Raw genomic sequence first — 16653 nt, 5'->3', positions numbered from 1 at the left:
TGGTCGTACCCCAATCCGCCGGGGCCGAGGAAAGCATTGGCTCCCAACGACATTCGTTTTGGTTCTAGCTCATGTGAGACGGTCATGTTTCGAGTAGGCCATCACAGCAGGGCGACTGATAGTGGATGCATGCGGACAAACGGTTTGTCCGCATGGTGAGCCTGGCCGCACCGGACAGCCGCCGTCACCGGGTCAGTACGATTGCGCAGATAGCCGCCAACTTGTGGCGGTCTGCCGTCGAACCACCAAGCCGAGGGGAACATCACGATGCCGAGGCATCTCATCACCAGCGCCCTGCCCTATATCAACGGAATCAAACACTTGGGCAACCTGGTCGGGTCGATGCTTCCGGCGGACGTTTACGCACGATATATGCGCGCTCGTGGGCATGAGGTGCTGTTCATCTGTGCGACTGATGAGCACGGCACCCCTGCTGAATTGGCCGCAGCCGCAGCCGGATTGACGGTCGCGGAGTTCTGCGCGCAAGCGCACGCCACCCAAAAGTCAATCTATGACGGATTCGGGCTGTCGTTCGATTACTTCGGGCGCACGTCGTCCCCGCAGAACATCGAGATAACACAGCACTTCGCCCGCAAACTCAACGACAACGGTTTCATCGAGGAGCGGGCGGTGCGGCAGGTGTACTCCGCCACCGACGGGCGTTTCCTCCCGGACCGGTACGTCGAGGGAACCTGCCCACACTGTGGTTACGACCGCGCCCGCGGCGATCAATGCGAGAACTGCACCCGCCTGCTCGATCCCACTGACCTCATCGAGCCACGCTCGGCCATCAGCGGGTCGACCGATCTCGAGGTCCGCGAGACCAGTCACCTGTTCCTGCTGCAATCCAAACTGCAAGGCGAAGTCGAAGGCTGGATCGATGAAGTCGCGGGCACATGGCCGCAGCTGGCGTCGTCCATCGCCCGAAAATGGCTCGCCGAGGGACTTCACGACCGGGCGATCACCCGTGACCTCGACTGGGGTGTCCCGGTGCCGGCCGATACCTGGCCGGCTCTGGCTGAGGACGGCAAAGTGTTCTATGTGTGGTTCGACGCTCCACTCGGATACCTGGCGGCCACCAAAGAATGGTCGGACGCCGACCCGGAGCGCGTCGACTGGAAAACGTGGTGGTATGACACGACCGACGTCCGCTACACCGAGTTCATGGGCAAGGACAACGTCCCCTTTCACACGGTCATGTTCCCTGCCACCGAGTTCGGTGTTCGCGAACCGTGGAAGATGGTCGATTACATCAAGTCGTTCAGCTGGTTGAACTACTACGGCGGCAAGTTCTCCACCTCGCAGCATCGTGGGGTTTTCACCGACGACGCGTTGAGCTTGCTGCCCGCCGACTACTGGCGTTACTTCTTGATCACCAACGCTCCCGAGTCCGATGACGTCAGTTTCACCTGGGAGCTGTTCGCCGCCCAAACCAACAAAGACCTCGCCGACGTTCTCGGCAACTTCGTTCACCGGGTACTGACCTTCAGTGCCAAGAGATTCGGCGATCACCTGCCCGCAGGTGCCGCGTCGGGACCGGCCGAACATGAGCTTGGCCTCCAATTGTCGGGGCTCCTCGAAGATTACGAGCGTCACCTCGACGGGATCGAGCTGCGCAAGGCGACCGCCACACTGCGCGCGATGTGGAGCGTCGGAAACGAATACATCAACGAGAAAGCCCCCTGGACCCAGATCAAGACCGACCCCGACGCCGCCGCACTCACACTGCGGATCGCCGCGAACCTGATCTTCCTGTTCGGAATCATCTCCGAACCGTTGATCCCCGCAACCGCACAGACGCTGCGGGGGCTCTGGTCCGGAACGCAACGCGACCTGACCGACATCACGTGGCCCGAGCACCGTGATGTTCAGACCTTGGACTGGTTGAGCGCCGGAACCGAATTCACCCTCCCGCCGGTGCTTTTCGCCAAGATCTCAGAGGATGACGTCGCCGCGTGGCGGGACCGCTTCGGCACGGATAGCTAACCCACCCAACGTTGCACTGAATGCGCTGTGCCAGTGGCGCATTCAGTGCGGCTTGTGGTCCTGGGTGCTGGTTGCGTCGGAATGCCAACGGTGGCAGCGGGGTAACAGTTGGCACGGTTGCTGTCGGGTGATAAATAATCAGCCGATGGCGCAGCTTCCGAAGGAGCTCGATCCGAGAGCCTCGCCCGCAGCGCGGTTCGGTGTTGAGCTGCGCAACCGCCGGACAGCGCAAGGTTTCTCGCTGACGGCACTGGGGCACTTGGTTCACGTCAGCGGCGACCTGCTGGGTAAAATTGAGAAGGCTCAACGCCACCCGAGATTGGACCTGGTCCACCGCCTTGACCGCACACTCCACAGCGACGGCGAACTCGTTCGGTTGGCAGGGGCTCTGGAGCATGGTCCGCAGAAACCGTTGCCTGAGGCCGTTTCCGCATCAATGCTCGGTTTCGTCACCGCAATCCAGCCCATCGCCGATCCAGCCGACTATCTGGGCTTGCGCTGTCGAGACCACAAACCAGTCGGCAATGTCGGGCAACACGACATCGTCGCAGTCAGGGCGGCGACCCGGCGAGCGGCGGCCTCGGAGAACACGTTCGGCGGCACCGACGCGATGCGTTCGAGCGAAACCGACTTAGGAAACGCCGTTCTACTGCTCGGCGGTCAGACCACGAACCGGTCCAACAACAACTTCCGCCGACGCGATTCTGGTTGCCGCACACCCCGCCCGCCTCGGAGGGCCGCGAAGCGCACTACCACGTCAGCAGCGGCGGTGTAAGCCATGGCCGGACTCCGTGTACCGAAATCGACATGTATGACAACTTTTGCGGTAGTGGCCGGGCCCATCCGTACGGCCTCCCCTGCCGTCCTGAATCATGCTCATCGTCGCAAGACAAGGGTCTCGACGCACGCTCACATCCCACGACCGCATGTTTCTGCGGCCTTGCACCGCAGAGAATTCGGGCATGATCGCGGAGAACGCCGGGCATTCGGCGCGGTCGCCCATCGCAGGATGGGCAGCGCCGGTCATTCTCGCGGGGCGAGAAAGGTGATCGCTTGGGTGACCAGATCAGCGGCGGCGGTGCCGGAGACCGCGCGGGCGGTGAGCAGGTCGACGACCCGGTCGTAGTCAGCGATGTCCTGCTTGCGCAGTCAACACCAGCCCACCGGTCACCGTCTCGACAGCGACCTCACGGTCGTAGTTCACGAAGTAGTACTCGAGGCGGTGAAATCGCTGGCCCGGGGAATGATCGAGATTCGAGTGCAGGCGCGACCAGCTACACGATCTCGGGGTGAGACGGCCGGCATCAACGAACAGCCCAACAGTGGCACCGAAACACCTTCGGCTCGTCCAAGAGTTGGACCTGGATGCTTGGCCTCGCCAGCCACGTTTACATTCTCGAAGGCTCGGTGTCGCGGCAGCTCAAGGTATTTCGTACGGTTCCGGATCGGGGATGGAATATACGAACGCTGCACAGCTCGGCCTACTGTGTGGTTCATGGAGACGGAGGGCCTGGTGCCTGCGGTGGTATTGGGCGATCCTCCTGCGGGTACCACCATCGCCGAGTACCAGCTCGATGCCGTCGTCTGGCACTATGTCGAATTCCGTTTCGAGCTGGACGAGGCGTTGACGGCAGCACTGGCCGCCGAACAGCGAAGCTGGGATTGGATTCGGATCGAGGCCCCAACCCGGTGGATCGACGTTGATCGGCTGAACCGGCAGCGGGAGTGGGCCGCGGTAGACACCGAGTCCGATCACGATGCCCCAGTGGTGGATCTGCTACAGCCATACGGGCAACAGGAAGCAATCGGGAAAGCTGTCAAGAACTTCCGGCTGCGCTCGATCCGGGAGGCAGTAGAGGGGGTCTACGGGCTCGGCACTGGAAGTAGAGTCTCGTCACGGTCTTCGAAGGCGTTTCACGCTGCCGTGCTTGCGGCGCATTCCGCGCTTGCGGCGGCGCGGCCCAGCATGGTGCTGAGTGGTTGGTTTCCAGACTATGTGGACTGGTTCTAGCCGCTGGTCGTGCACGGGCTGGTCGAGAATCTGCCAGTTGATCACTACCGATGCCGCGATGTCGATGTCCATGCACGTGAACAGGTTCGAGTGCTACTGATTCACCAGCATGCGAGTGTGACCGCACCACCGAGCCGACAGTTCATTGCCCGCCGTCGCCCTACACGTGGCCCAGATGCCCGCAGTTCGACCCAGATCGATTGTCGAACTGCGGGACTCGTGCGCGGCTGAATACTTCTCGCGTACATTCCCGCGCTTTCCGCGCAGGAGGGTTCGTGTCTAGTTATGTGACGGGGTCGGCTGTAGTTGGCCCCAATCTGAGTATCACCGTGTTCGGCGTGCTGGCAGCGCCGGTCATGGGGCTTGTAATATTGGTGGGTTTGGCCACCCTAGTGGCGCTGTTCGCCGGTCGCGAGCGCGCAAGATGGGCGAGGCTGATCCTGGGCGACTTACTGAGCGCGTTGCGGCAGGTGCTGAACACGCTGAGGCGAGGAGGCGACCGGTGAGGGGGCGACCGATGTTGTGCCCAACACCGGTCCTGGTACGAGTGGTGGCGTTGCACCGTGGCGGGTTATCAGATTCGACGATCAGCGATGTCCTCAACTCCGAGGGGGTAGCGACCCCGGCTGGAGGCCACATGTGGCAGCGATGTCACGTATGGCGGCTGCTGCGGACGGCAGCTGCGATGCGATTGCTGGCACCGGTCGGCGCGGACGACCTACACGCAGCGTGAGCGGGGCTGTCCGGGCTGGCCACCCTCCGGTACCCGGACAGCCAAAGGCTCCGGCCACTCACCCACGAGCAGTCGGCCTGTGCCCCATATTCGGACCAGGCCGACACAGGATCAACTACCGCTTACAGCGATCAAGGGCAAATTCGGCTTCGATGACCAGTCGGCCAGCGAGAAGATGCTGGTCAGTACTGTTCCCATCTATATAGTGCCCCGCCGGGGGCGCTTCCACCCTGACCCTTGCGACTTAGTCGCCAGGCTCAGTGGTACCCACACCCGGGCGGGACCAACACCGGGATGGCCGATGACAGGTGAGCGGCCGGCGCGGGCGCGGGCCGAGATTCCGTGCGGATTCGATCGCCAGGTCGGTGCGCGAGCTCGCCGCGTTCATCGACCATTTGGACAAGGGCCGGGTCGATATCATCGGGTTCTCTGCAGGAGCAGCCGTACTCGCCCAGTCCCTGGCCGAGCCGGACGTCGCAGCCCGGATACACAAAGCGATCATCGCCGAGCCCGGCCCGATGGACGGCCCCACCGCGCAGATCACCGGACACCGGGGCCGGCCGAATGCGCGCGACCGCGCTCCGGCCGCGCGCGGACCGCGTTCCACGAGCATCCCCAGATACGCAGTCGCGTTCGGCCTCATGCGATTCGGGCTCCTCCGACCCGACAGCGGGCTGATCGGGCAGGCCGAAGGCGACAACGCCTTCACCGCCGCGGACCTCGGCAGCGATACCGCGTCTGCCTACCGCCCTCGAGACGGCCACCGCATCCCCGCCGAGGACACGGCGGAGAACTTCTCCTTCAGCCCCGCTGCGAGCATGCAGATCCAGCAGACGGTCAGGCTCCCCCTCGATCGCCGCGCGACTACAACGCTCCGACACACCCGCGATGCTGATGATCGCCGAATGTTCCTCGCAGATCCGTCAGTGGGCGACCACCATCCTGGCTGACGATCCCGCCATTGAGCGCACCCCGTACATGCCCGCCGTCGGACACCACATGTGGAACGGCCTCGACGACAACGACGAGCATGCCTACGCCGCCGTCGACGCATTCCTGCAGGACACGCCCGCACCCCTGCCGAACTATCCGACCCGCGCCGACATCCCCCCGTTCCTTCAAGACCGGAGATGACCATCGCGATTCAGCCTGCCTTCGAACGGAGCCGCCTTGGATATCGGACCGCCGCAAACATCCTGGATTCGGCAGGAGCGGACGTTCCGCCCGCCTCGGATCGGCTGGCCCGTTGATCTTCGACTACCGCGGCGTGGCCGGTTTAGTAGGCGCGGTATGGGAGCCATGAGCGGACATCCAGATGCAACCGTGACGCTGCTAGGCGAATACCCGGACATCTGTTACCCGCAGCACAAAACACTAGGACATTTGGTGCCGATGCGTGCGCTTTCGCGTCCGAAAGTAGCTGTGCGCCAGGCTATACGCGGTCGGGTAGCGGGTGAACAGCCCGCGGCCGAGGCGATCCGGGGTGGGTGCAACGGCAAGTGGGAGCAGGACCGTTGCGTCTGGAAGCACCGTCGAGGAGCAGGAGCCGGTAGGTATGTGACCGGTTACGTGATGGGGATCGACTTCTCCGGTGGGATCCTCGGAACGAGCCCGGTGTAGGTGGCAACACCATGGGTTCGGGTGCTGTCACTGCTGACCACAGTTGTTGTCTTCCAGTGCAATTGGGCCGTGAAGAAGAACAATAGGCTGGATCGGACCGTAGTCGCGAACAAGCGCGGGGTGGTGGCGTTCGTGCTGATATCTTTCGGAGTCGCGTGGCTGTGGCTGTTGCTGGCGGTGGTGATGCTCGGATACTCGGCCACCAATCCGGCGGTGCAGCTACCGTTCGCTCTCGCACCGGGTGCGGCAGCGGTGATCGTGCGGCGCTGGATCACTCGCGAGGGCTTCGGGGATGCCGGGCTGCGACCGCGAGTGCGGCGGAATTGGAGGTGGTATCTGGTCGCGTGGCTCGCGCCGTTGGGGCTGGCCGCCGCCACCGTCGCGGTGGCAGTGGTCACCGGCCTGTGGCGGCCGGGTTCCGCTGCGCCCGGATCGGATTCGAGCCCGTCCCTACTAGCGGAAATTCCGATCCTGCTGGTCGTGGTCGTGGTGCTCACGCCGCTTTACTGGGGTGAGGAATTCGGCTGGACCAGCTATCTGAGGCCCCGCGTGTACCCGGATCGTCCGCTGAACTCGGTTCTGGTCACAGGCCTCGTCTGGGCGATCTGGCACTACCCGCTAGCGTTCCTCGGCTACATCAACTTCAGCAATGTCGCACTGGGCCTGGCGATCTGGACCTTTTCATTCCTAAGCCAGGAAACCATCCTCGCCTGGCTCTACATACACAGCCGCAGCATCTGGACCGCGAGCCTGGCCCACGCCGGGAACAACATGGTGCTGTCGCTCCTGGCGGGCCAACTCCTTGCCACCAAGCTCGGAGACATGGTGCTCATCGCCGTCATCGCCCTACCACTGAGCGGCGTGGCGACATGGATCGTGCTCACCGGTCGCCTGCGTCCAGGCGCTCTCCACCCGGTCGACGAGAGCGAGGACCAACGACAGATCGCCTGAACGAAAACCGCACACCGCCACCGCTACTGACCTGTCGACTCCAGACGGCGACCAGCGCGCGTATAATGAGCCTGCAGGTGAATCACCTGGTAGTGGAATCAGATTCGACTCACCACCGCTTAGGACAGCGAACGTGCCCCGGCCCTAGGCCGCCATAGACCTTGCGTGGCCGGTTGCGAAACGCGTTCCATAAGAAGGGCATTCCGGTGCTCGATCGCAAGAGGACCGCGCTGCCGCACCGGACCTACGACGCCATCCGGGACACTATCGGCGCGCATTTGTCCACTGAAAGAAGAGTTTTCATACTCAAAAGGTTCGTTGCTTGTCCGTTCCTCATCGGGTCGATGCTATTGGACTGCTTGGCTGTCGCTCAGGCGCAAGATCTGGAGCTGGCGCCTGCCAATGCTGCGATGTTCAGGGCGGGTCACACCCAACAAACTCCCACTAAATTCGTTGTCCGTCAGCGTTTTCCGAATGTGTTCGATCACGCCGCGTAGTCATCAGACCGGCAGATCGACAGGCGGACAACCGATTTCGAATGCTATTGACAGCAGAACGTAGCGTCGAGTAGCCGACTCTTGTTCTAATCCCTAGGTCGCAGGTTCGATTCCTGCCGGGGGCGCTTCCACCCTGACCCTTGCGACTTAGTCGCCAGGCTCAGTGGTACCCACACCCGGGCGGGACCAACACCGGGATGGCCGATGACAGGTGAGCGGCCGGCGCGGGCACGGGCCGAGATTCCGTGCGAATTCGAAGGGTGCGGAGACGTCGCGGCGGTCGTCGAATTGATCCGCGGGGAGCGACGTACGCCGACGGGCACAAGGACCTCCGGCACGAGCTGAATATCCCCGGTATGTCCGAGCATGGCACCTTCGGACTCAGCGGGTTCCTCCCCTTCACGGGTTTCTCCACCCATGTCGCTCGATATGAAGCGGTCGTGGCCTTGGTGCATGCCGCGGGGTACCGCGTCGCATCGGTGCTCTACGCACTCGACAAGGAATACGCTCCGTATTACCGCGCGACCTGTGACCGCTCCTATTGCCGATCCCACTGGAACCTGAACGCGGTCTTCGACTACGGCTTCGACTACCGGCACGTGCCTGTTCGGACACAAGAAGTTCATCGACCACTGACGGGCTCACACCGCCTGCGCACCAAACTGGACTCCGCCGCTCACTCCGGCCTTGTGGCAGCGACTCTGAAGTAGGAGGCCGCCCACCCCGGAGGCACTTCTTACCCGGGTGGGCGGCCTGCCGTTCGGCCGATAAGCAGTCCACAGCCGAAGCTGAAATCAGTTGCGGAGAAAGAGGACTGAGGGGTGCCCCGCGGGGGTGGTGGTTACCTGGCTGCGGACTTTGTAGACCTCGGAGATCAGGGATTCGGTGAGGACTTGGGCGGGGGTGCCCGTTGCCACTACTCGGCCTTCGTGGAGGACCAGGAGGGTGTCGCAGAACATGGCGGCGAGGTTCAGGTCGTGCAGGGCCAGGATCGCGGTGACCGGGAGGGAGTGGACGAGGGTGAGGATTTCGAGTTGGTGGGCTATGTCGAGGTGATTGGTCGGCTCGTCCAGGAGGAGTTCTCGGGGTTGTTGGGCCAGGGCGCCGGCTATGAGGGTGCGCTGGCGTTCGCCGCCGGAGAGGGTGTGCCAGGGGGCGGATGCCTTGTGGGAGAGGCCGGTTGCGGTGAGGGCCTGAGTGATGGCAGAGGTGTCGGCGGTGGGGTCGGTGCCGAAGAGGGTGCGGTGCGGGATACGGCCGAGGTGGACCACGTCGTGGACGGTGAGGTCCAGGTCGGTGTCGGCGTGTTGGCCTACCAGGGCTATGCGGCGTGCCACCCGCCTGCGGCGGATGTCGTGGATATTGGTGTCGTCCAGCAGGATTCGGCCGGAGTCGGGATGGTCGAGACCGGCCATGAGACGGAGCAGGGAGGACTTGCCGGAACCGTTGGGGCCCAGCAGACCCACCGTGGATCCCGGTGCGGGGGTGAGGGTTACGCCGTCCAGGACCAGGCGGCCGGAGCGGGTCCAGGAGATGTCGAGGGCGCGCAGGGTCATGCGAGCCGCCTGCGGCGGGCCAACAGCAGGGCGAAGGCGGGGACGCCCAGGAGAGCGGTGACGACACCGACCGGGACTTCTCTGGCTCCGAACGCACTGCGGGCAATGGTATCCGCCCAGACCATGAAGACCGCGCCGATCAGGACCGTGACGGGCAGGAGCCGGGCGTGGGCGGGGCCGACCAGGAAGCGGGCGGCGTGGGGCAGCACGAGGCCGACGAAACCGATTGCGCCGGCGGCGCTTACAAGGGCCGCGGTCACCAGGGCGGTGATCAGGAGGAGGATGACGCGGGTACGGGTGACCGCCATGCCCAGCCCCGCGGCGGCGTCGGGACCGAAGGCGAAGGCGTCGAGAGTCGGTGCGTACCAGAGGCAGATCACGCCTCCGAGAGCGAAGACCAGGCCGCAGGCGGTGACATCGCTCCAGGTGGCACCGGCCAGGGAGCCCAACAGCCAGAACAGAACGCCGCGGGTTTGTTCGGCGTTGGCGGACCACAGCACAATCAAAGAGGTTGCGGCGGAGAACAACTGGGTGCAGGCCACGCCCGCGAGGATTACCCGGTCGGGGGTGCCGCCCGCGCCGTACGCGAGGGCGAGCGTGAGGGCGAAGGACAGGACCGCGCCCGCGAACGCGCCGCCGGACAGGGTCACGGCTCCGGCTCCGACGCCCAGCACCGCGACCGATACCGCCCCGGCGGAGGCCCCGGAGGAGACGCCCAGCACGAAGGGGTCGGCGAGCGGATTGCGAAGCAGCGATTGCAGAATCGCGCCGCACAGTGCGAGCCCCGCGCCGCAGATCGCGGCCAGTACCGCCCGCGGCAGCCGCAGTTGCCAGACGATGCCGTCGGCCAGGCGTCCGGCCGGGGCGGTTCCCAGGCCGAGGTGACCGCCGATCACGCCGTAGACATCGCGCAGGGAGATGTTCGCGGGGCCGATGGACACCGTGATCGCGATCGAAATGACCAGCAGCACAGCGCAGCCCACGCAAATCGGCAGGACCGCACGCCGGGAGACGGTCAACGCGCCGCGGTGAGACCGGCCGACAGCTTCTCGATGGCGTCGATCTCGCGAATACCGGGATCCAACTCCGAACCGGTCATGACGACATAGCGCTTCCCCTGCACGGCGCGCATCTGCTTGGTCGCCGGATTCGATTCCAGGAACTGGATCTTCGTGGTGAGCGCATCCCCGTCGATGCGCTGGCGGCTGAGGTCGGCCAGCACCAGCACATCCGGATCACCGGCGATGACGGCCTCCCAGCTGATCTCGGGCCAGTCCTCCCGCTGTCCGGCGAAGACATTGCGAGCCCCCGCCTCGCGCGCGTACATCCCCGGTGCAGAACAGCATCCGGCCAGGTATGGCGTCTTGACACCGGAGAACCAGAAGGCGACCGTCGGTTCGGGTGTGCGGTGCGCATCCTTCTTCGCCGCCGCCAAACGCCCCTTCAGATCGGCGACCACCTGTGCACCGCGCTCCTGCACATCGAAGATCCGAGCCAGCTCGGTGATCTCCTGAAACAGCGTGTCGACCGCCAGCGGCGCTGTGCGAGTGACGGTTTCGCCCTCGACGGTGGCCCCGGTGCAGACCGACGGCGACTGATACGTCGCGATGCCGAGCTGCGCGAACCGCGAGCGTTCCGCGACGACGGCGGAGGTGAAGGTGTGCGCGCTGGCCGAGCTCACGAGATCCGGTTCGGTGGCCAGCACCGCCTCGAACGAGGGATCATTGTCGGCCAGCCGCGGCACCTTGGCATTGTCGGCCGCCAGGTTCGGCAGCACCGGATCGAACCAGGTCGAGGTGCCCACCATGCGATCGGCCAGACCCAGCGACAGCAGGATCTCGGTGGAAGCCTGGTACAGCGACACCGCGCGGGTGGGCGCTTTGTCGAAGGTGACCTTGACGCCGCAGTTGTCGAGCGTGAACGGATAGGCGGTGCGCCCGGGCCGATCCGAGGCGCCACCGTCGCCCACCTCGGTCGTGGAGGAGGACTTGCCGCAGGCGGTGAGACCGGCGACGAGGCAGCAAACCAGTCCGAACGCGGAGAGCAGCCGCATCGAGAGCTTCGTCGTCATGCCCAGAACCGTACCAATCGGAAGGATAGCGACGCCGCAGCAAGCCGACGCCGCTCTCTCCACCGGCTCAACGGGCGCTCAGATATGCCTTCCAGCCACCGTATTCGGTGATGTCCACCGCGGCGGCGGTCGCGTCATGGGTCGCGGTGAAGCCGACCACCGTGCGCCCGTCCTCGAGTTCGACGGCGGTCAATGCCATCGGCGCGGGCAGGGCGGCCAGGAACCGGCCGAGCCCCGCTTCGGAGAGCCGGAACAGTTCGCCGACGATCGGCGCACCCTGCCCCGGCGCGGTGCGCACCAGGCCCGGCTTGGGCGGCGTGGTGTCCATGGCGGTCAGGCGGTAGGTGTCGGTGGTGCGGATGGATCCCGCGAAGCGCGCCCCGAGCTCCTCCAGCTGCCAGTGCAGCGGCTGGTCACGCAGGTGCGCCCCGAAGACCGCCAATTCGACCCCGGACTCGACGAGTAGCGGTGTGGCGGAGTCACTTTGGAGCCGCGCCGCGAGATCGATGGCCACCTGGTCGCCGAAGGCGGGCACGACGAGCATGACGCCGAAGGGCGCGCCGCCGGCGGTGGTCGCACCGGGAATCGCCACGGCCGCGAGATCGAGCAGATTGCAGAAATTGGTGTAGGTGCCCAGCCGCCGGTTGATCCCGATCGGATCCGCTTGCACCGCGGCGAGAGTCGGGTGCTCGGTGGTGGTGGGCAGCAGCAGCGCGTCGATGGATTCGAGCAGGCGCAGCGCGGCCGATCGAGCCCGCGCCAGCGTGGTGAGATCCGCGGCGAAGGCATGCCCGCTGGGCAGCTCGGCGGCCGAGATAATCGCTGTCACAGTGGGATCGGCCCCGGCGGGCCGACCGTCCAGGAACGCCCCGACGGCCGCGTACCGCTCGGCGACGATCGCACCGTCGTAGAGCAGCAGCGCGGCGTCGAGCAGCGGGGCGATATCCACGTTATCGATCTTGAATCCGGCCTCCAGCGTCGCGGCGACGGTCTTGTCGAACGCCTCCCGATAGGCCGGGCTGAGCGGAGTCAGGTTGGCGGGCACGGGAATCGCCAGTCGCGGCGACTGCGCGGCGGCGAACCGCACAGTCGCGGGCCAGGTGCGGCTGCGTGGATCGCGCGGTTCGGGTCCGGCCATGATGGCGGCCGCCCGGGTGGCGAGATCGAGATCCGCGCCGAAGACGGTCACCGCGTCATAGTCGGCGCAGGCGGGCACCACGCCGTGCGCGGGGATGATTCCCAGGGTGGCCTTGATCCCGACCAGCCCGTTGAAGGCGGCGGGTACGCGCCCGGAACCCGCTGTGTCCGTGCCGATTCCGATATCAGCGATACCCAGCGCGACGGCGACCGCCGAGCCGGAGGAGGAGCCACCCGAGATGAGCTCGGGATGGAGCGCATTGCGGACCGCGCCGTAGGGGCTGCGGGTGCCGACCAGCCCGGTGGCGAACTGATCGAGATTGGTCTTACCGAGCACAATGGCCCCGGCGTCGACCAGCCGCGCTATCGCGGACGCGGTTTCCTGTGGCATGTAAGCGAATTCGGGACACGCCGCCGTCGTGGGCAGTCCGGCGACATCGATATTGTCCTTGACCGCGACCAGCAGTCCGGCCAGCGGCAACTCCGCTCCACCGGCAAGGCGTTCTTCGAGTGCGGCGGCCTCGGCCAGCACCTCGGCCTCATCCCGCAGGGTGATCCACACTTCCGGCCGATCGGTCTCGGCGATCCGCGCGTAGGCGGCCGCGACGCGCGCGGAGGGTGAGGGGCTCGCACCGCTATCGGTCTGGTGGGCATTCATTCAGTCGACTCCGATCACGGCGAGAGGGGTTCCGGGTTCCACGGTGGCACCGGGTGCGGCGAGCACCTTCAGGACGGTGCCGGTGGCCGGACTGGGCACGGGCAGTTCGAGTTTCATGGCTTCCAGGACGGCAACGGGGTCTCCCTCGGTGAGTCTGGCGCCGGGGGTGATGTCGATGCGCCCTGCATACCGATACCACCGCCGCCGCCAACGGCTTTCACCATGACCGGGTAGCCGATCAGCTCGGCCTCGGCGATCGCGTGGTCGACCGATTCCAGGATTCCGCTGCCCGGCACCAGTGGGACGCCCACGGCGCGGGCCGCCTCTCGCGCGGTGTGCTTGTCACCGAATACCCGCAGTTGCTCCGGGCGCGGGCCGACGAATGCCAGTCCGGCCGCCGCCACCGACTCCGCGAAATCGGCGTTCTCGGAAAGGAATCCGTAGCCGGGATGAATGGCGCCCGCACCCGAGGCCAGGGCGGCCTGGATCACCAGGTCCGCGCGCAGATAGGACTGCGCCGCCGGTCCCGGACCCAGGCGGATCGCGGCATCGGCCATGCGCACATGTGCCGCGCCCAGGTCCGCATCGGAGTACACCGCAACGGTTTTCAAGCCGAGGGCCTGTGCACTGCGCATGATCCGGCAGGCGATCTCACCGCGATTGGCGATCAGCACGGTGTCGAAGTTCGAGCTCACCGGCTACTCCTGTTCGCTTGCCATGGACATGGCGACAATCGCCCGGGTGACCCGATCGAGCACGACATCGAGGGATTCGCCGATATGCCGGTGCAGCAGTACGAGTGCGCGCGGCAGATCCTCGGCGAGCACGGCTTCCAGAATCGCGAGGTGTTCCTCGATGGTCACCTCGACCCGGTTGTTGACCATGAAGTCGTACATCCGCACATGCCGGATCCGGGCATTGATCGAGGCCAGCGTCCGCACCAGCTCACCATTGCCCGAGGCCGACAGCAGCGCGATATGGAACTCCTCGTCCACCACCACGAATCCGGGCTCCTGCGCGGGTGGATCATCGCGCAGCGCGAGCCACCGGTCCCGCTCCAGTCGCAGCAGTTCGTGATCATGCCGCAGCTCGGGATTGTCCATCACTCGCTGAATTCCGGCCAGCTCCAAGGTGATTCGCAGCTCGTACAGATCGCGGATCATCGGAATGCTGGGCCGCACCGGACTGAACCCGATGTCCTCGCGCCGCAGCAGCCCGTCCGAGCACAGCATGGCCAGCGCCTCCCGCGCCGGGGTCCGCGAAATCCCGAACCGCCCGGACACTTTCGGCTCGGTGAGCCGCTGCCCGAACTTGATCTGCCCGTTCATGAGCTCGTCACGCAGGATGCCGTACACCGTGTCGCGCAAATGCCCGCCCCCGGTGTCCGACCGTGTACCCAAGGGTGTCGACATGCCTGAATACGCTATGGACCAGCCATTTCCACGCGATCACAGTACGTAACCACTGGGTTAGCAAGACCTCACCGCCGCCCCCTCCGGCCGCGGCGGGCCGGATTGCCCTGTGCGAGAAAAGGCTGGGTCCGGCGACTATTCCGACCGCTAAGGCACTCGCGGACATTCCGCTGAACAACCGGGTGGGCGTACTGCGCTTCGACTACTCCACGCCGACAACCGAATCCGGCACTCCCGGCGCGGCTCGTCCACACGACCATCGGATTCCGCGTCGACCATGAGGCCGAGGTGACCGGCATCGATGAGGCCGAACATGCCGAATCCGCCTACGATCTGGGCATTTCCGCGGTCTCGCCGACCGGATCGCCTATCCGATCGGCTGCTCCGCCACCGATCCGCGCAGACTGGCGTCATTGATATCGAGGTACAGCACCCGCTCGGTGATCGAGAGTGAGGCGGTATTGCGCCGATCCAGCACCGCCACAACCGAATCGATGAATTCCCGGTCGAAGCTGTAGAGCGGGATGGCCTCGGCCCGGTGAATCTTCTTGCCCGCCAACTGCGCCAGCACCTTCACCGGATCGCGGTGCGTGTAGATGGCGGCGCGCCCGGCCAGCTTGCTGCCGCGATGCACCCGCTCGGCATCGGGTGCGCCGATCTCGATCCAGGCGGTGATCCGCCCGGTGAGATCGCGCACCAGCACCGCGGGTTCATCGGTGGCCGAGACCCCGCCCTCGCTGAAGGTGATGCCCTCCTCATATTCGAGCAGATACGCCAGCAGCCGGGTCACCATGAATTCGGCCGACTCCGACGGATGCCGGGCCACCCGCAATTCCAGATCCTGGTAGACCCCGCGATCGATATCGGCGAGCTGGATGGCGAAGGTGTGCATGGTTGCGCTGAGGGCCATAGTGGGGAGCAGCTTAACCGGCGGTGATGGCCGGGAGCGTCACCACCTGACCGGCGTAGGCCAGACCCGCGCCGAAGCCCAGCAGCAGGGCGGTATCGCCCGGCTTGGCCGCGCCCGAGCGCAACAGCTGCTCCATGGCCATGGGGATGGAGGCCGCACTGGTATTGCCGCTCTCGGCGATATCGCGGGCGATGGCGACCGAATCGGGCATATGCAGCGCGCGGGTGAGAGCGTCGGTGATGCGACTGTTGGCCTGATGCGGAACGAACGCGTCCAGCTGGTCGACCGACACCCCGGAGCGGTCCAGGGCATCGCGGCACGCCTTCTCCAAAAACGTTACGGCCCAGCGGAATACGGCGGTGCCGTTCATCCGGATATAGGGTCGCTCGGTGCTGCCGCCGCTGGCCTCGGCCGCAGCGACCTCGGCGAAGTACTGCGCGAAGTCCTTGTCCTGCTTGATGGCCGAGGTCTGGCTGCCGTCCGAACCCCAGGCGACCGGGCCGATGCCCTCGACCTCGGACGGTCCCACGACCACCGCGCCCGCACCGTCCGCGAAGATGAACGCACAGGTGCGATCGGTGGGATCGAGCAGATCCGAGAGCCGCTCCACGCCGATGACCAGCACATGCCGCGCCTGTCCGGCGCGCACCAGATTCGCGGCATTGGCCAGCGCGTAGCAGAAGCCCGCACAGCCCGCGGAGACGTCGAAGGCCGCGGTGTCGTGCATGCCCAGTTCGGTGGCGACGACCGCGCCCGCCGACGGGCCGAGCACCATCTGCGACGAGGTCGCCAGGATGACGGCGTCGATCTGCTCGGCCGGGATGTTCGCGGCGGTGAGCGCCTCGCGGGCCGCGGCGGTGCTCATGGCGACGATGGTCTCGTCGTCCTGCGCCCAGCGGCGCGCCTCGATTCCGGAGCGGGTGCGAATCCATTCGTCCGAGGAGTCGATGCGGTCGACGATCTCGGCATTGGGGACGATCCGACGGGGGCGGTATACGCCGAGGCCAAGGGTGGTGGCGTGGGTTACCGGCGGTGCGGTGGCGATCTGCGCGGGCATGACTTCCTCTCGACATGAACCGATCGGTTCACATGGATAGGTTTAACATGGACC

General features: G+C 65.5%; 16 protein-coding genes and 1 pseudogene. 8 read left to right on the top strand and 9 right to left on the bottom strand.

Annotated features, from left to right (window positions below; genetic code table 11):
- The first annotated feature begins 267 nt into the window (after nt 1-267).
- The 8 genes from metG to NA10_RS08585 all read left to right on the top strand — a co-directional run bounded on the left by metG (nt 268) and on the right by NA10_RS08585 (nt 8508).
- Complete coding sequence (metG, locus tag NA10_RS08615) at nt 268-1986, top strand: methionine--tRNA ligase (RefSeq protein WP_067565661.1); 1719 nt, start codon at nt 268-270, stop codon at nt 1984-1986.
- A 145-nt stretch (nt 1987-2131) separates the two neighbouring features.
- Nucleotides 2132-2761 (top strand): helix-turn-helix domain-containing protein, encoded by a 630-nt coding sequence (locus tag NA10_RS08610; protein ID WP_067565658.1) that lies wholly within the window; start codon nt 2132-2134, stop codon nt 2759-2761.
- A 720-nt stretch (nt 2762-3481) separates the two neighbouring features.
- Nucleotides 3482-3997 carry a hypothetical protein gene (locus NA10_RS08605; protein WP_157556231.1) on the top strand — a complete coding sequence of 172 codons (516 nt, stop codon included), beginning with the start codon at nt 3482-3484 and terminating at the stop codon, nt 3995-3997.
- Between the two features lie 1041 nt (nt 3998-5038).
- Entirely contained in the window at nt 5039-5680 is a 642-nt protein-coding gene (locus tag NA10_RS08600; protein ID WP_218021485.1) for an alpha/beta fold hydrolase, read from the top strand.
- Nucleotides 5619-5864 carry a hypothetical protein gene (locus NA10_RS38125; RefSeq protein WP_218021484.1) on the top strand — a complete coding sequence of 82 codons (246 nt, stop codon included), beginning with the start codon at nt 5619-5621 and terminating at the stop codon, nt 5862-5864. The genes NA10_RS08600 and NA10_RS38125 overlap by 62 nt, the downstream gene beginning before the upstream one ends.
- A 486-nt stretch (nt 5865-6350) precedes the next feature.
- The gene (locus NA10_RS08595) at nt 6351-7301 is read left to right on the top strand and encodes a CPBP family intramembrane glutamic endopeptidase (RefSeq protein WP_218021483.1); all 951 of its coding nucleotides are present in this window, start codon (nt 6351-6353) and stop codon (nt 7299-7301) included.
- A 206-nt stretch (nt 7302-7507) separates the two neighbouring features.
- Nucleotides 7508-7798, top strand: a complete 291-nt coding sequence (locus tag NA10_RS08590) for a hypothetical protein (RefSeq protein ID WP_067565653.1) — start codon at nt 7508-7510, stop codon at nt 7796-7798.
- 356 nt (nt 7799-8154) lie between these two features.
- A complete protein-coding gene (locus NA10_RS08585) occupies nt 8155-8508 on the top strand; it encodes a hypothetical protein (protein WP_157556229.1) in 354 nt (117 codons plus the stop codon).
- A gap of 84 nt (nt 8509-8592) precedes the next feature.
- On the opposite strand, the gene NA10_RS08580 is transcribed toward NA10_RS08585, so the two are convergent.
- From NA10_RS08580 to NA10_RS08545, 9 genes and pseudogenes are all read right to left on the bottom strand, one after another.
- Nucleotides 8593-9354 (bottom strand): ABC transporter ATP-binding protein, encoded by a 762-nt coding sequence (locus NA10_RS08580; RefSeq protein ID WP_067565647.1) that lies wholly within the window; start codon nt 9352-9354, stop codon nt 8593-8595.
- The gene (locus tag NA10_RS08575) at nt 9351-10373 is read right to left on the bottom strand and encodes a FecCD family ABC transporter permease (protein WP_067565644.1); all 1023 of its coding nucleotides are present in this window, start codon (nt 10371-10373) and stop codon (nt 9351-9353) included. The genes NA10_RS08580 and NA10_RS08575 overlap by 4 nt, the downstream gene beginning before the upstream one ends.
- A complete protein-coding gene (locus NA10_RS08570; RefSeq protein ID WP_084514434.1) occupies nt 10370-11425 on the bottom strand; it encodes an ABC transporter substrate-binding protein in 1056 nt (351 codons plus the stop codon). The genes NA10_RS08575 and NA10_RS08570 overlap by 4 nt, the downstream gene beginning before the upstream one ends.
- A 67-nt stretch (nt 11426-11492) precedes the next feature.
- On the bottom strand, nt 11493-13220 hold the full coding sequence (atzF, locus tag NA10_RS08565; RefSeq protein ID WP_067565641.1) for an allophanate hydrolase: 1728 nt from the start codon (nt 13218-13220) through the stop codon (nt 11493-11495).
- Nucleotides 13221-13337, bottom strand: coding sequence for a biotin/lipoyl-containing protein (locus NA10_RS38550; protein WP_245677100.1), 117 nt, complete (start codon nt 13335-13337; stop codon nt 13221-13223). It abuts the gene before it with no gap.
- A 65-nt stretch (nt 13338-13402) separates the two neighbouring features.
- A pseudogene (locus tag NA10_RS08560) lies at nt 13403-13915 on the bottom strand (biotin carboxylase N-terminal domain-containing protein); the annotation flags it as partial.
- A 3-nt stretch (nt 13916-13918) separates the two neighbouring features.
- On the bottom strand, nt 13919-14632 hold the full coding sequence (locus NA10_RS08555) for a GntR family transcriptional regulator (RefSeq protein WP_067565635.1): 714 nt from the start codon (nt 14630-14632) through the stop codon (nt 13919-13921).
- 367 nt (nt 14633-14999) lie between these two features.
- Entirely contained in the window at nt 15000-15542 is a 543-nt protein-coding gene (locus NA10_RS08550; RefSeq protein WP_067565632.1) for a YaeQ family protein, read from the bottom strand.
- 13 nt (nt 15543-15555) lie between these two features.
- A complete protein-coding gene (locus NA10_RS08545; protein ID WP_067565629.1) occupies nt 15556-16599 on the bottom strand; it encodes a beta-ketoacyl-ACP synthase III in 1044 nt (347 codons plus the stop codon).
- Between the last annotated feature and the right edge of the window lie 54 nt (nt 16600-16653).

This window comes from Nocardia acidivorans NBRC 108247 (genome assembly GCF_001625085.1).
In the GTDB taxonomy this organism is placed as follows: Bacteria; Actinomycetota; Actinomycetes; order Mycobacteriales; family Mycobacteriaceae; genus Nocardia; species Nocardia acidivorans.
Note: the sequence above shows the minus strand (reverse complement) of the source record. Positions and strands in the feature narration are given on the sequence as shown.